At 44.5% G+C, this 14,514-nt stretch carries 13 protein-coding genes; 4 read left to right on the top strand and 9 right to left on the bottom strand.

Translation table 11 applies throughout. The features are described from left to right. Positions 1-50: 50 nt before the first annotated feature. The 6 genes from murG to ACS8FA_RS26270 all read right to left on the bottom strand — a co-directional run bounded on the left by murG (position 51) and on the right by ACS8FA_RS26270 (position 7,476). Positions 51-1,136: an undecaprenyldiphospho-muramoylpentapeptide beta-N-acetylglucosaminyltransferase gene (gene murG / locus ACS8FA_RS26245; protein ID WP_439266838.1), complete on the bottom strand. Its 1,086-nt coding sequence runs from the start codon at positions 1,134-1,136 to the stop codon at positions 51-53. A gap of 296 nt (positions 1,137-1,432) precedes the next feature. Then, complete coding sequence (gene gshB, locus ACS8FA_RS26250; protein WP_439266837.1) at positions 1,433-2,404, bottom strand: glutathione synthase; 972 nt, start codon at positions 2,402-2,404, stop codon at positions 1,433-1,435. A gap of 65 nt (positions 2,405-2,469) precedes the next feature. Beyond that, positions 2,470-3,183: an orotate phosphoribosyltransferase gene (gene pyrE, locus ACS8FA_RS26255; protein WP_201568750.1), complete on the bottom strand. Its 714-nt coding sequence runs from the start codon at positions 3,181-3,183 to the stop codon at positions 2,470-2,472. A gap of 62 nt (positions 3,184-3,245) precedes the next feature. Then, positions 3,246-4,280 carry a hypothetical protein gene (locus ACS8FA_RS26260; RefSeq protein ID WP_439266835.1) on the bottom strand — a complete coding sequence of 345 codons (1,035 nt, stop codon included), beginning with the start codon at positions 4,278-4,280 and terminating at the stop codon, positions 3,246-3,248. Positions 4,281-4,360: 80 nt separating this feature from the next. Next, positions 4,361-5,200, bottom strand: a complete 840-nt coding sequence (locus tag ACS8FA_RS26265; protein WP_439266834.1) for an SDR family oxidoreductase — start codon at positions 5,198-5,200, stop codon at positions 4,361-4,363. A gap of 113 nt (positions 5,201-5,313) precedes the next feature. Beyond that, the gene (locus ACS8FA_RS26270) at positions 5,314-7,476 is read right to left on the bottom strand and encodes an Lnb N-terminal periplasmic domain-containing protein (RefSeq protein WP_439266832.1); all 2,163 of its coding nucleotides are present in this window, start codon (positions 7,474-7,476) and stop codon (positions 5,314-5,316) included. A gap of 151 nt (positions 7,477-7,627) precedes the next feature. Here ACS8FA_RS26270 and ampD point away from each other — a divergent pair, with 151 nt between their 5' ends. The 3 genes from ampD to ACS8FA_RS26285 all read left to right on the top strand — a co-directional run bounded on the left by ampD (position 7,628) and on the right by ACS8FA_RS26285 (position 10,673). Further along, positions 7,628-8,257 (top strand): 1,6-anhydro-N-acetylmuramyl-L-alanine amidase AmpD, encoded by a 630-nt coding sequence (gene ampD / locus ACS8FA_RS26275; protein WP_439266830.1) that lies wholly within the window; start codon positions 7,628-7,630, stop codon positions 8,255-8,257. 112 nt (positions 8,258-8,369) lie between these two features. Next, positions 8,370-9,920 (top strand): murein biosynthesis integral membrane protein MurJ, encoded by a 1,551-nt coding sequence (murJ, locus tag ACS8FA_RS26280; protein WP_160022351.1) that lies wholly within the window; start codon positions 8,370-8,372, stop codon positions 9,918-9,920. A gap of 129 nt (positions 9,921-10,049) precedes the next feature. Continuing rightward, positions 10,050-10,673 (top strand): nuclear transport factor 2 family protein, encoded by a 624-nt coding sequence (locus ACS8FA_RS26285; RefSeq protein WP_439266828.1) that lies wholly within the window; start codon positions 10,050-10,052, stop codon positions 10,671-10,673. Positions 10,674-10,684: 11 nt separating this feature from the next. Here the strand turns inward: ACS8FA_RS26285 and ACS8FA_RS26290 are convergent, their stop codons facing one another. Next, positions 10,685-11,305: a GNAT family N-acetyltransferase gene (locus tag ACS8FA_RS26290; protein WP_439266826.1), complete on the bottom strand. Its 621-nt coding sequence runs from the start codon at positions 11,303-11,305 to the stop codon at positions 10,685-10,687. A gap of 215 nt (positions 11,306-11,520) precedes the next feature. On the opposite strand from ACS8FA_RS26290, the gene ribF reads away from it, so the two are divergent. Continuing rightward, entirely contained in the window at positions 11,521-12,588 is a 1,068-nt protein-coding gene (gene ribF / locus ACS8FA_RS26295) for a riboflavin biosynthesis protein RibF (protein ID WP_439266824.1), read from the top strand. Positions 12,589-12,663: 75 nt separating this feature from the next. Here the strand turns inward: ribF and ACS8FA_RS26300 are convergent, their stop codons facing one another. Then, the gene (locus ACS8FA_RS26300; protein ID WP_238052848.1) at positions 12,664-12,903 is read right to left on the bottom strand and encodes a DUF2789 domain-containing protein; all 240 of its coding nucleotides are present in this window, start codon (positions 12,901-12,903) and stop codon (positions 12,664-12,666) included. A gap of 294 nt (positions 12,904-13,197) precedes the next feature. Then, entirely contained in the window at positions 13,198-14,187 is a 990-nt protein-coding gene (locus ACS8FA_RS26305; protein ID WP_179797575.1) for a malate dehydrogenase, read from the bottom strand. Positions 14,188-14,514: the final 327 nt, after the last annotated feature.

Genomic DNA, 14,514 nt, shown 5'->3' on the forward strand with positions numbered 1-14,514 from the left:
TTAAAGGTCAATAAAACTTAGTAAATTCAAATGAGGGTATAGATGACAGACTATAGCGCTTGCCAAATGATATCAGCAACTTGCTTACTCGCACTACGATTTGCCAATGCATGGCCTTTTTTCGCCATCGCTAAGCACTTCTCTCGATTGAGTGCGCCGAGCTCATCACTTAGACTTTTGGCAGTTAACTCTGACTGCGGCAATAAAATTGCAGCTTCATGTGAGGTCAGCGTGCGTGCATTAGCCGTCTGATGGTCATCCACTGCATGCGGTAGCGGTACAAAAATAGCGGCGATGCCGACGTTTTGAATTTCCGTCACGGTCAATGCACCTGCGCGGCAAACGATGATGTCTGCCCAGTTATAAGCTGCAGCCATATCATTGATAAAGGGCTGTACAGTAAACTGATGGTTGTTTAGGTCTTGTGCGCTATAAGCCGCTTGCGTGGCTGCTTCATTGTTGCGTCCGCACTGGTGTAAGACTTCAAACGGCTGATCTAGTAATGCTAATGCTTTTGGTACTGTATCATTTAATACCTGAGCGCCAAGTGAACCGCCTACTACCAACAGTTTAAGCGGTGAACTGTCATTTACATCGTAGCGTACCGTTGGCTCTGCGACACCAGTGATAGCATTACGCACAGGATTGCCCACTGTCTCAAGCTTGGCATCTTGCTGACTATTAGCAAAGGTGTTCTCGAACGCTTGTAATGTCTTGGTCGACAGCTTAGATAAGTAGCGGTTGCTCATGCCAGCGATGGCATTTTGCTCATGGATAATCAAAGGCGTATTAGTCATACGCGCAGCGATACCGCCAGGTGCAGTGACATAACCACCGAACCCAACAACCACGTCAATCTGATTACTGCGAATCACTTTTACAGCTGCCATCGTCGCGGACAACAGAGTCATTGGTAGCTTCAATAATCGACCAACGCCTTTGCCACGAAGCCCTTGCATATTAATAGCATGAAAGGGATAACCTGTTGGCTCAACCAAACCGTTTTCCATACCATTTGGCGTTCCCAACCAATGAATCACTGCACCGCGCTGGGTCAGCTCGTCGCTCACTGCAAGCGCTGGAAAAACATGCCCGCCCGTACCAGCTGCCATCATCAATATATGCGGTGTTTTCATGAACGCCTGCCTATCTTTACTTTATTTATATGAAGGGTTTATCTCACTGCGGCGGTAACAATTATGAAAAATAATGACCTAGCCAAAGCCCGCATAGTATAGAGGAAATCATTGTCTTATATACAGTACTTTATGCAGCAAAAATAACAAAAATCCAAGCCATGATCGGTCATAGCTTGGCGTCGTGTAATGCTAATAAACGGTAAGGAAAATTAATGACTAACAAACCCTCAAAATACGGGTTTTACGTAGTCAGAATACTCCTTAACTCAAAACTTTCCTGAACATAGCGAAAGCTACGCAGTAAATTTATTCTCAATAGCAATAATAAAGTCGGTCGCGATATCTGTACCGCATTGGTCATCAATCTCACGTACGCACGTTGGGCTAGTAACGTTAATCTCAGTGATACGTCCACCGATCAAGTCTAGACCAACGAACATTAGGCCTTTTTCTTTGACGATTGGTGCCACAACTTCTGCTACTTGACGTTCAATATCAGTCAATGGCATGGCAACACCACTACCACCAGCTGCTAGATTACCACGGGTCTCGCCTTTGGTTGGAATACGAGCCAAACTATAATCTACCACGACTCCATCGACGATTAATACGCGCTTGTCGCCCTCTTTGATTTCTGGCAAATAACGCTGCGCCATGATAGGCAAAGTCTCAAGCTCAGTCAGTACCTCTAACGTCACTCCAATGTTTGGGCTATCAGCAGTTAAACGGAAGATGCCAGTGCCGCCCATACCATCTAGTGGCTTGACGATGACGTCCTGCTGTTCAGCGATGAACTTACGAATATGTGCTTGTTTGCTAGTCACAATCGTTGGGCTCATATAATCGCTAAACCACGTCGCAAATAGCTTCTCATTACAGTCGCGAATCGCCTGTGGGTCATTGACCACGAGTACGCCTGCTGCTTTGGCATGGTCGAGCATATAAGTGGCATAAATAAAGCGCATATCAAACGGTGGATCTTTGCGCATCAAAATCACGTCATAGTCGGCGACTGGCCCTGTGCTTTTATCACCCAATGTATAGAAATCTGCAGGATCACGCTTTACTGTCAGTGGCTGCGTATCAACCATCAACTGACCACGGTCCAACCACAGGTCATGAATCTGACAATAACCGAGCTGATGGCCACGGTCTTGAGCGGCCCACATCATAGCGAGACTGGTGTCTTTTTTATAATTAACCCGCTCGATCGGATCCATAATAACGAGTATTTTTAGCGACTTTTCTTGTTTTTGTTGGCTCATGATAAGAATCACTTACGTTATATTGTTGATATGAAACAAACTGATTAAACAACATCAGTGCCCAACTATACGCCGTACTGCTCACGGTAGTGTTGCATTTTGGCTAACTGGGTCGCGTCTTTATGCTGGCCGTTTTGTGCACCATGGTCATCAGCTAAATAACTGATCAAATCATCGATATCGACCAATGCACGTACAGGCACTTCTAGTGTCGCGGCAAGCTCTTGGATAGCAGAGTGCTCGGCTTGACCTTTTTCTTTACGATCGAGTGCAACGATAATACCAGCAACGCTTGCGCCTGCTTGCTCTAAAATCTCGACCACTTCGCGCATGGCTGTACCCGCTGTGATGACATCGTCAAGCACCCAAACGGCCTTGCCGGTTACGTCAGCACCTACCAAATTTCCGCCTTCGCCGTGAGTTTTGGCTTCTTTACGGTTATAGCCCCATTTGGCATTAATGCCATGATGTAGCCATAACGCTTGCGCCGTCGCTGCGACAAAAGGAATACCTTTGTAAGCCGCACCAAAGATGACCAGCTCTTGCTCATTATCGCCATTATTTGCACTTATTTGTTCAGCTAAGGCATCTGCATAACCACGTGCTAGTAACGACAACATCTCACCAGTCGCAAGCAAGCCTGCATTAAAAAAGTACGGACTGATACGACCAGACTTTAGGACAAACTCACCGAACTTGAGCACTTGGTTGTCGAGAGCCAGTTGAATAAATTGATGAGATGAAAACGTAGGGTCTTGAGGGCGTGTTACATGAGACATTATGACATTCCTATCAGCAAAAAGAGGGGGCAAAAAATTTGCATTATTGTACGCATTATTGATCAGCTTGACCAACCATTGATCGCATAATCCTGCATATTGGCATAGCGAGTCAGCAAACCACTACGCGACGAGATATCAAAATAGCTTTGTCCATCTGCTCGGACTTGTATCTCCCAGCCCAAATGATAAGCGGCAACAATAATATGACCAGCAAATAGTCGAATCTGACGATATGCGTGGCGCTGCGATGGCTCACAAACGATTTGACTCAGCAAATAGCTACGCACATACTGACAAATTTCTGCGGCGCTATAACTATGATTGATACTCTTACGGGTACTACACTGCTTTAGCGCATGGACAGCCACGCTACATGCCATGATATCCGTGGCCAAACTGCCCTGGCCTGTTTCAAACTGCTGCGGTTGTAGTATCACTTGCCAATCGTCGGCATACAGACTGTTTAGTAGCTCATCCGGATTATAACGTTTGGTCAATGCGCGCATAGATAATACAAGCTTCTCAGCCTTTCTGTAATTATTTGAGTCATTATCTGAATCGTTGTTTGACTCAACTCCTGTAGCGCTATGAGTAGGCAAAAACCCGTAACGGTTCAGTTTTGGATAAGCGCGAATCGCCTGTTGAATATCTGACATATCTAATAATGTCATATCCGATAATGTCGATATTAGTGGCTGCTCACTATGATTCTGATAAAAGCTATCCGGCAATTCGATAAGCTGTGCCGCATTCAGCAATGATAAATGCTCAGCCAGCGCTTCTGAGGCAATCAGCGACCATTTCGATAAGCTGTTTGCATTGGGCTGATAGAACCGAGTCGAGTTACCATAAAGCCTACGCAGTTGACCATTCAGGCGACGAGCAGGCTCAGGAATATCACTTAATGGTCTGGCAGGATCAAGAGGAGATTGCTTGGGATCAAAGTTAGGATGTACGATCGCAGGCTGCTGTGAATCAGCTAGCATAGACGATTGCTCAGCCTTTTTCCGGACGTGACCTTCTGCCAGCTGCCCGCCCTCTGTTGCCAGATTAGCATGAGACAAACGGTCATCAGAAGTAGAAGGCTGGGACATGAAATCTCCATAGACTAGAAAATAAATAAGAACGATTATACCAAGGGCTATTTTACTCTTTAGGGCTTAACTCTAAAGGCTTACTTTTGATGATTTAAAATATCTCGGTAGCCTGTTTGCCAATCAGCATAATCAAGCCAAGCTAACGGAATGTTGCTGTGCAAGCGTTTTCCTGTCACTGAGGTTTTTGTATTATCGATAGTAGGAGGTGTCTCGCCAACCTGCTCACTAAGCCAAGCCCCTAGCTCAAACGTAGTAACAGGTCGATAGTCCGTCGCTAGATAGACAGGTTTTGGTGTCTCTATCGTCAACACTTTGGCGATAATATTGACCAAGTCGCGATCCATGATGCGGTTGCTCCAATGCTCAGCTGGCACTGGATCTTTATCTGACTCACGAGCCTTACGTAGTCGCATTAAGCGCTCGCGACCGTAGATACCACTGGGGCGAATAATAATGGCTTTATCACCGAAGCCTTGTTGCAGCGCTTGCTCTGCTTGCAATATAACTTTTGAGGCTTCACGCGCAGGCGTAACAGGTGCAGTATGCTCATCAATCCATTCGCCATTGTCCTGACCGTAGACACCAGTAGAAGAAATGAATACCACACGTTCAAGTTTAATAAGCTGTGGAGCAAGCGTTGCCAAATGCTGACTAATCGCTAGATAACTGTCGTGATAACCGCTGGTTGAATACTCGTCAGGGGTGACGATAATCGCAATATGAGTAAATGCTTGTAGCTGCTCAGCAGTCAAAGTCAACGCATTAGCCTGCAAAAAATCTGCACTATCTACCAAATCATAGTATTCGCGCTCACTACGAGCCAGCCCAGTCACACAATAGCCATCTTGGGCGAGTTTATTGGTCACTGGTAGGCCAATATCACCTTGCCCGATAATTAGTAAATTTTGCGTACTCATAAAGCATGTTTCCCTTTATACAACTTCCTTTATACAACGATTACAGCACTTAGAAGCCATTTTGTTTAAATTAATACCTAATTCAGTGTCTAATCCAATGTCTAAACCACTGCCTAAAAATACCGTCTGTACGATAGCTGTATATCATCATTGGCATCGATACGTTCTTGCCATTCGTAATTGGCATTGATACGTAGTGCTTGTCTTTTATCAATGTCGTATTGCAGCCCTAAGCTTGAGATTGGTTGCCAATAATGACCACGGACGTTGGTTTCATCGTTGTTGCCATGATACCAATATGGCAATTGCAATTCAGCTTGCGCGCGTAACTGATTGTTAATCTGATAACGGCAGCCTGCATTGATACCTGCGCCTAGACGAAAGCCTTTATTGATACCTCGTCCTACTTGCCCTATACCTGCCAAAAACGTATAGCACAGTTGCGGCGGCATCTCACCAGTACCTGCGGCTGGTGTACCAAATGCCCATGACCAGCCTTTTTCGTAACCCACGCTGCCGACCAAATGATCCGTACCTGCCTCTTGCGAGCCATCGTTTACTCGCGTCGCCTCGATACTGGCGCCCCAAGTATTGCCTTTTTTGGCAGCATTGACAGGGTTAAAAGAACGGCCTCGAATCAAAGTGACATTTTGCAAGACCACACTGTCTGGCTGATTGGGATTATTATCATCTGTGTCATACAGTCGTAATGTCGCAGCCAGCCCTTCTAAGTTAAAGAATTGTGGATATCCTGAGGTGTGGTCAAGCGTATCATGAAATCCTGCTCGAAACCCAATATCTATATAGTCATCGTCACCACGCTGCCCTATACCTATCGTGCCCAATTGTAGCGGATGCCTGTCTATTGGATTATTATCCGATACGTCGATTTGACGCTTGAGTAGTGTTTGCCCATCAGCTGACATGCTCGATACAGGATTGAGCTGCGCAGACTTGATCTCATTCACGGTTTGTTTAGCGCTATTATGATAGCCTAACTGCGCGCGCTGTTGTTTTTTCTCATTGAGCTGAGATTGACGTAAGGTATTATCAGCAGGCGTATAAATCGTACTTGCCAGCAACTGCTCATCATTTAATAGTTGAATCACATCAGAAGGCACGACTGCGTAAGACAATTGACTCAGTAGGTTTTGCTGCGGACGGACCACATCAATAAGACGCAGAATCTCAGAAGCACAATTGTCCGTGGTGAAGTAATACGGCATCTTCAATGCTTTGGTTTCCCAAACGTGGCGCATAATCTGCTGAACTTCCTTCGGCGTCAGACCCAACTGATATGTCCACGTATCCCGTTCATCGTCTTGCAGGTATTTCGCTAGCATCTCTGGATAAGGGTCAATTTCGATAGCGCTGTTGTAGCTACCAATCATTGACTTAGTAGCATATATCGGGAAACTGTCGTTTGGATCACCGTCTACCGTGTAGTTCAGCGCATAAGCCTTATCGATTTGGTTTGGATCGGCGATGCTCGCTTTTGAGTCAATGCGTAACAGCGTATGAGCAAATGCAGAGAGCGGATTGTCCAAATACTCCTGCGCAAACATGATAGATAGCTGCTCAGGTGCAATGGTCTGCATCCATTCATCCAGCTCTGGACAGTCAGCAGATAGACTTGCAGCATCGATCGCTAGCACCTCTGCTAACCACGCCACTCGCGCTGGAAAACGACATAAGACAGAATTATTATTGGTATTAGTTTTGGCTTGGTCGTTATCAGTCGCTGATGATGACACCAACTCTTGTGCAAGTGCCACAAGCATTGCATCTAACTCTGCACCTGAATCTCGTTGACCATTTTTGCTTAGAAAAAAGCTCGGATCATCAACCAAACTCTCGGTTTTCTTTTTACCCAATACGCTGTTTTTATTATCGTAAAAATACAACAAGCGTCGCCATGTTGTATGCTGTGCCAACTTGTCTGTTTTTACTTGCTGACGCCATGTTGATAGTAGCTGCTCTGTCGCTAAACTTGATTCAGATAAAGTACTATTTTGAATATTAGGTTCAGCACTATTAATATTATCCGGCTCGGATAATGCATCTGAATTAGAATAAGTAGGTGCTGTGCTAGTAGGTGCTATGCTAGATGCGTCAGGTGACAATGCATCTGATTCAAGGACAGACAGCGGCGTTGGTAGAAATGCCTGTGTTTGAGCTGAGAGTAGCAGCCCTGCTATAGCTAATGGTAGACGTGCTCGCAGGCCAATCGTCATTAGCGTACAATCGATAGGTATGGACGTCAGTTTTATAGACATGAGGTAAAATCTCGCACGTTATTATTCATACGCTATCAGCGTTATTAAAGTTTCTGAGTCAAAAAATCAAACACATCGCCTGCTATCGTTTAGCTACTTAGATAGATTGTCTATCACACCATTATCAATACTAGTATAAAAAGAGAGTATTATGCCCGTATTATCACCAAACTCAGCATCTGCGTCGCCAATGACCATCAAAGACGGACTACTATCAGCAGCCACTTGGCTAGCCTCACCCAATTACAATGTAAGGCCAAAAGATTTAAGTATTGACGCCATCGTCGTACACAATATCAGCCTACCACCGAATGAATTTGGTGCCTGCGACACTAATGGTACGCATTACGTGAAAGCATTATTTACCAATCAATTAGACTGGGATGCTCATACTTACTTTCAAACAATTAAAGGTGCAGAAGTATCAGCGCATTTATTTATCGAACGTGATGGCGCTATCACTCAGTTTGTTAATTTCAACGAACGGGCGTGGCATGCTGGGCGGTCTAGCTACTTGGGTCGACCTGAATGTAATGATTATAGCATTGGCATCGAGCTCGAAGGGTCGGATTTTGTGTCCTTCACCTCTGCTCAATATGAGCAGCTAGCCGAAGTAATTGCCGCCATCTATAAGGCCTATCCCAAAACACGTCGCCACTTGACGGGCCATAGCGATATCGCGCCTGGGCGTAAAACTGACCCTGGTAATTTTTTTGAATGGGCAAGGTTGCGCCAGTTAGTGGCTAATGCAACGAAAAACGATGCACCATCACATAAGTGATTTCCACACTCAATCCATTTATCTCAATGGTGAAAGTGATATAATTCGTCAGTTTTTCATCCATATCACATCGGCACATAACTCAATATACAACTTGGCAAGATAGGTTCTCATGGCAAAAAGTCGGTTATTTCGTTCAACCATGGTGGTCAGCAGTATGACCATGTTATCGCGTATTTTAGGTTTGGTACGTGATGTTGTATTGCTAGGGGTTTTTGGTGCAGGTGGTTTGATGGATGCCTTTTTGGTCGCCTTCAAAATTCCAAACTTCTTACGACGATTGTTTGCAGAAGGCGCGTTTAGCCAAGCTTTCGTGCCAGTACTGTCCGAATACAAAGAAAAGTACAGCTTGCAACAAGTACAGATTTTAGTCAGTCGAACCTCGGGTGCATTATTGCTAGTATTATCGATGCTGACAGTGGTGGTTATCTTAATCGCACCCTGGGTGGTAACGTTGTTTGCCCCTGGGTTTGCCGATCAGCCTGATAAGTTTGCCATCACTGCTGAATTATTGCGTCTTACCTTTCCGTATTTGCTATTTATCTCTATGACAGCTTTTGCGAGTGGCATTTTGCAAAGCTACGGTCGTTTTGCCGCACCCGCTTTTGCACCTGTACTGTTGAACCTGTGTATGATTGGTGGCGCACTGATTTTTGCGCCGATGTTTGATACGCCTATTATGGCCCTTGGCTATGCCGTTGCTATCGCAGGTTTGCTACAGTTTTTGATTCAACTGCCGCAGCTCTGGCAACAAAAGCTGCTTGTCGCACCAAAGATTGATTTTCAGCACGAAGGCGTTCGTCGAATTTTGAAACTGATGTTACCTGCTATCTTTGGTGTTTCTGTTACTCAGATTAATTTACTGTTGAACACCATTTTTGCCTCATTGATGATTGGCGGTTCCGTCTCTTGGCTCTATGCAGCTGAACGTATGAGCGAGCTGCCGTTGGGTCTGATTGGTGTGGCGATTGGTACCGTCATATTACCAAGCCTATCAAAAAGCGAAGCTCAAAAGGACGATGTCAGTTTCAAAAAGACCATCGACTGGGCAGCACGTCTTATCATCTTGGTCGGGGTCCCCGCCTCAGCTGCCCTATTTGTACTGGCAGATGTATTGATGCAAGCGCTGTTCTTACGCGGTGAGTTTACCTTACGTGACGCCCAGATGAGCTCACTGGCCCTACGTAGTATGGCGGGTGGTATCTTAGGGTTTATGCTTATTAAGATTTTTGCCCCTGCATTTTTTGCGCGTCAAGACACCAGAACCCCTGTAAAAATCGGTATCATTTCTGTCATCGCCAATATGATCTTTAGTGTTATTTTTATCGGGATATTTTACTTCTTAGAGATACCGCTACATGGTGGTCTGGCATTGGCTACGACTGGCGCGGCTTTTGTAAACGCAGGCTTGCTATATTACTTCTTACATAAGCGTGATATTTTCCGTTTCGGTCCGCATTGGAAAAAATTATTTACGCAGTTTGTTATCTCGACTGGCTCTATGATTGGCGTGCTTTATTTTATGCTACCTTATTTTCCTACCGATGAGGCTCAGTGGCAACGTATCGTCGCGCTGATTATTATGTGTGCCGTCGGAGCGCTGGTTTACGGTGTGGTATTGCTAGCGACTGGTTTCCGTCCGCGTCAGCTAAAGCACGGTTAGGATAAAGTATAAGCAAACTCATGACGGGCTTACGAAACCAAAACAAGCCTGTTATGAGAAATGACAATGCGTGCTGCTAATAATTGTCATAATAGATCATTAATGAATACATGACATTTGAGGTTTAATATGACAACGAAACAGCCAATCTTTCAGCGCTTACCAATTTTGCTAGCAACTGGTGTACTAAGCACTGGATTACTTATTAGCGGTTGTAGCAATAATGAGTCGGCTGAAACTGCTATCGATAATGAAGATGTGGCAGCGACCGTGGATACCTCAGAAGACGTCACATTAGACAATGATACGACTGACCAAGCGATGATCGATGACAGTGCTAGCGAAACAGGCGAAATGACAGATGGCACTGAAGATAAGACGGCGATTGATAGTGACAATATTAATCCAGTCACCGATGCGACCAAACAGAAAAGCCTAGTAACTAATCCAACTCAATCCGGTACGCCAGAGGATACTGTCAAGCAAGCACTAAACAGCTTATATTATGGTGACGTGAAAGATGCGGCGTCATATTACCAAGTCGATATGGCAAACTTTGAAGAAGAGCTTGCCAATACCCAGTCTGCGTTTCAGCAAACGGTGGATGGCGTTACGATTACTGATACCAAATACAATGATGACAAAACTCGTGCCACCATTACTGGCGAACTGATGCTAAAAGGACAGAGCGAACCTGCACCACTGACCTACCAGCTACAGAAGATAGAAGGTCAATGGAAGATTTTGGGTTAGAGCGTTTTAAATTAAATTGTTTCAGACGCTTTATCTGAGATATCGTCTGATGTCACTGATTTACCAAGCATCATGACATCAGCGATGAACCCTTCCATATCGCAAACTTCGGGCATATAACCCCATTGTTCAAAGCCAAGCTTACGAAATAATCCTAAGCTTGGATGGTTATGAGCAAAGACAAGGGCGATGATATTTCGAATACCTAGGCTTGGTGCTTGCGTCAACATCCAACGGGTCAGCAAACTGCCTAATCCTTTGCCTTGATAATCTTGATTTAGATAAATGCTAATCTCGGTACTGATGTGATAGGCCGTACGTGCGTACAAATCGCTGAAGTTGCCCCATGCGACTATCGGTGCCTTTGTTTGATCTACATCATCTGATGATAGTGCCTTGACCACATATATTGGTCTGGTTGCGCTCTCCAAATGCTCCTCAAACCAAGCGGCACGCTCCTCTAGCGTAACCAATGCAAGATTGGCTGTTGCTTGTTTGCCCGGTATGCTTTGATTATAAATGGCTAAAACTTCTGCTAAATCTTCTTTACTTGCACGCTGCACAACGAACTGATCGGTGAGCTGATATGTCGATAGTTCGGTTGGTATAGTATTTAAGGCAGCAGCAGACATAAGATCTCCATTGTTGTCGGGATTGTTGTTAGGATTACTATTAGCATCATTGGCAATAAAGAATAGCTACCTTACGTGCCATACTTGCATTACACCTAGACTATAGGATGTTAGTGTGGCTATTTTACTTTATAATGGCTGGTTTTAGACACATCAATTTTAAGCATAGATGTGTTTTTTCGTTTTTTATTTGGTCTCATCATAGCTGAAAATTTATGAAAACCTATTTTCTTGAGCAACTGATTTCGTCGCCACACGCTTCATCTACGGACACTGTCCCAGTAGATTTGGCATCTTGCGTGCTCACTATCGGTAATTTTGACGGTGTGCACCTTGGTCACCAAGCCATGCTAGCCCAAGTTCGTGAGATTGCGCATACCCAAGATTTGGGTGCAGCGGTCATGATATTTGAGCCGCAGCCACGCGAGTTTTTTGCACCTGCTAAAGCGCCTGCGCGCCTGACCAATCTGGCAGAGAAGCAAGCACTGCTGGCAGAATATGGTGTTGAAACATTGATCGTAGCAGGGTTTGATACAGAATTTCGCTCGCTATCAGCACAAGCGTTTGCCGATATATTAGCCAAGCGTTTGAACGTCAAAGCGTTGGTGTTGGGCGATGACTTTCGCTTCGGTCATGATCGTACTGGCGACAGTCAGTTTTTGCGTGATTATGGTTTGGATGTGACCAACCTGCATACGGTCACTGATAGTAATACTGATAGCGACAATGTTGATACTATCGATAACGACGCTGCCCGTATTAGCTCTACTCGTGTTCGTGATTTACTATTGGCAGGTGACCTTCAGGCGGCCAACAGGTTGCTTGGTCGTGACTATGCAATCACAGGAGTGGTTGTGCGTGGCGACCAGATAGGTCGAACAATAGACTTCCCTACCGCAAATATCGATTTACAGCGTATAAAGCCTGCCCTGCATGGTATTTTTGCAGTCGATGTGTTGAGCTTAGATGACAATGGTGATGTGATCGCTGATGGTTTGACTGCGCTTGCCACTGACGGTCATATAGGTGTTGCCGGATTGCGTCCGCATAGTTTGTTCGGCACGGCTAATATTGGTAAAAGACCTTCTGTTGATAAAGGTGATGACTGGCGACTAGAAGTCCACTTTCCACAGTTGCAAGCTGATTTATACGGACTGAACTTACACGTACGTTTCCTACACTTTTTGCATGGTGAGCGTCGCTATGATGGAATAGAAGCATTAAAATCTGGTATTCATCAAGACGTCGCAGATCTACTTGAGTGGCGCGAAAAGCAAATTTAAAGTTTAGTGTTATTCCAGACATAAAAAACCCCGCGATATTAAGACTATCGCGGGGTTTTTTATGTCTATAAATATCTATGCATTAGGATGCAAACGGACATTTAGCTCATCGATAGTTTCTACCCATGCGGCATCTTTTTGCCATTCTTCTTGCAAGAACATACGCTGATTATCCGTCCAAATACTAGCCTCTGTCAGTTTTTCTTCGCTAGCTAGTTGGTTTGCTGCGATAAAATTATCGATTGCTTCATCAGAGCTATCTAGACCTAACTGAGCAAATAACTCATTCATACTATATTCTGGTTCACCCAACATAATTTTCTCCTTAAATGATACGAATAGGATCGTACTTATAGTTTAATGTGCTTATTATTCAAATTGACATATTCATTGTAGCAAGCTTTATTTTAATAGCTGTTAATCAACGTTTATCTAACGTTATCAATTGTATTAACGGTAAACTGATTTTATTCGTTCAAAATGATGATTAAATTGCTCTGATTTGCCTATTTCTTATAGACATAAAAAAAGCCCTCATATTTCAGAGGGCTTTTTTGTACTACTTATCTTTACTACTTAAATCATAGCTTACTGGATAGCAGCTTAGATTTACGGTAGTAAATGTGCTACTGCATCACGCTCTTCACTAAGCTCTTGCTCAGTGGCAGCCATTTTCTCTTTCGAAAAATCTGATGATACATCAACGCCGTCTACGATAGACCAGTCGCCGTTAGTGCATGTGCATGGGAATGAGTATATCAAACCTTCAGCAATACCGTATTCGCCGTTTGAGTAAACGCCCATAGATACCCAATCGTTTTCATCAGTACCTAGCGCCCACGTACGCATGTGTGCGATAGCAGCGTTGGCAGCAGAAGCAGCAGATGATGCACCGCGAGCTTTAATGATTGCAGCACCGCGCTGTTGTACTTCTGGGATATAAGTTGCTTCGTACCATTCACGATCAACTAAATCTAGCGCAGGCTTACCGTTTACTGTACAAGCGGTTAGATCTGGATACTGAGTTGACGAATGGTTGCCCCAGATGATCATTTTTTTCACGTCATTTACAGTGCTGTCAGTCTTGCCAGCCAACTGTGCCATAGCACGGTTATGGTCTAGACGAGTCATTGCAGTGAAGTTGCGTGGATCAAGATCTGGCGCATTGCGCTGAGCGATAAGTGCGTTCGTGTTGGCAGGGTTACCGACTACCAATACTTTTACATCACGGCTAGCGACTTCGTTCAATGCTTTACCTTGTGCTGAGAAAATCGCAGCGTTGGCTTCTAGCAAATCTTTACGCTCCATACCTGGGCCACGAGGACGTGCACCGACCAGTAAAGCATAATCGATATCTTTGAATGCGACATTGGCATCGTCAGTTTGGACGATACCAGCCAACAATGGGAATGCACAGTCTTCTAGTTCCATGACCACACCCTTTAGGGCGTCAAGAGCTGGCGTAATTTCAAGTAATTGCAAAATAACTGGCTGATCTTTACCTAGCATCTCGCCAGATGCAATACGAAATAGCATCGCGTAGCTGATATTACCAGCGGCACCAGTGACGGCAACACGTAAAGGCTGTTTCATTGACATTGAATACTCCCTAATTAATTATTAGATAATTCTAATGAACGATTATCATTTTAGATATCGACTTGTTTGCTGCATAGCAGCATGTATAAACCGAGAGCTAGTGTAGCACTTCATCGCAGTGACCGTCTAGATACAGTCATAGACCCGTCAGGGATTATATTGTTACATTTTATACGAGAGGAGTTCTACAGAGGCTAAGCGCTTATAGATAAAGCGCTAGAGGGTTTTAGCACATGGTAATTAAAGCACACTTTCACTGTGTTATACGTAGATATAATGGTCAAAATAGGCAATATGCACCATCAAATTCGATTAAGTGAAATGAAA

The organism is Psychrobacter sp. 1Y1 (assembly GCF_051847395.2).
Lineage (GTDB): Bacteria > Pseudomonadota > Gammaproteobacteria > Pseudomonadales > Moraxellaceae > Psychrobacter.

Coding starts and splice junctions, on each gene's coding strand:
- ACS8FA_RS26300 (WP_238052848.1), bottom strand. CDS start 12,903: ATGTTGGGTGAACCAGAATATAGTATGAATGAGTTATTTGCTCAGTTA.
- murG (WP_439266838.1), bottom strand. CDS start 1,136: ATGAAAACACCGCATATATTGATGATGGCAGCTGGTACGGGCGGGCAT.
- ACS8FA_RS26290 (WP_439266826.1), bottom strand. CDS start 11,305: ATGTCTGCTGCTGCCTTAAATACTATACCAACCGAACTATCGACATAT.
- ACS8FA_RS26265 (WP_439266834.1), bottom strand. CDS start 5,200: ATGAGTACGCAAAATTTACTAATTATCGGGCAAGGTGATATTGGCCTA.
- ACS8FA_RS26285 (WP_439266828.1), top strand. CDS start 10,050: ATGACAACGAAACAGCCAATCTTTCAGCGCTTACCAATTTTGCTAGCA.
- gshB (WP_439266837.1), bottom strand. CDS start 2,404: ATGAGCCAACAAAAACAAGAAAAGTCGCTAAAAATACTCGTTATTATG.
- ACS8FA_RS26270 (WP_439266832.1), bottom strand. CDS start 7,476: ATGTCTATAAAACTGACGTCCATACCTATCGATTGTACGCTAATGACG.
- ribF (WP_439266824.1), top strand. CDS start 11,521: ATGAAAACCTATTTTCTTGAGCAACTGATTTCGTCGCCACACGCTTCA.
- ACS8FA_RS26305 (WP_179797575.1), bottom strand. CDS start 14,187: ATGTCAATGAAACAGCCTTTACGTGTTGCCGTCACTGGTGCCGCTGGT.
- murJ (WP_160022351.1), top strand. CDS start 8,370: ATGGCAAAAAGTCGGTTATTTCGTTCAACCATGGTGGTCAGCAGTATG.
- ACS8FA_RS26260 (WP_439266835.1), bottom strand. CDS start 4,280: ATGTCCCAGCCTTCTACTTCTGATGACCGTTTGTCTCATGCTAATCTG.
- ampD (WP_439266830.1), top strand. CDS start 7,628: ATGCCCGTATTATCACCAAACTCAGCATCTGCGTCGCCAATGACCATC.
- pyrE (WP_201568750.1), bottom strand. CDS start 3,183: ATGTCTCATGTAACACGCCCTCAAGACCCTACGTTTTCATCTCATCAA.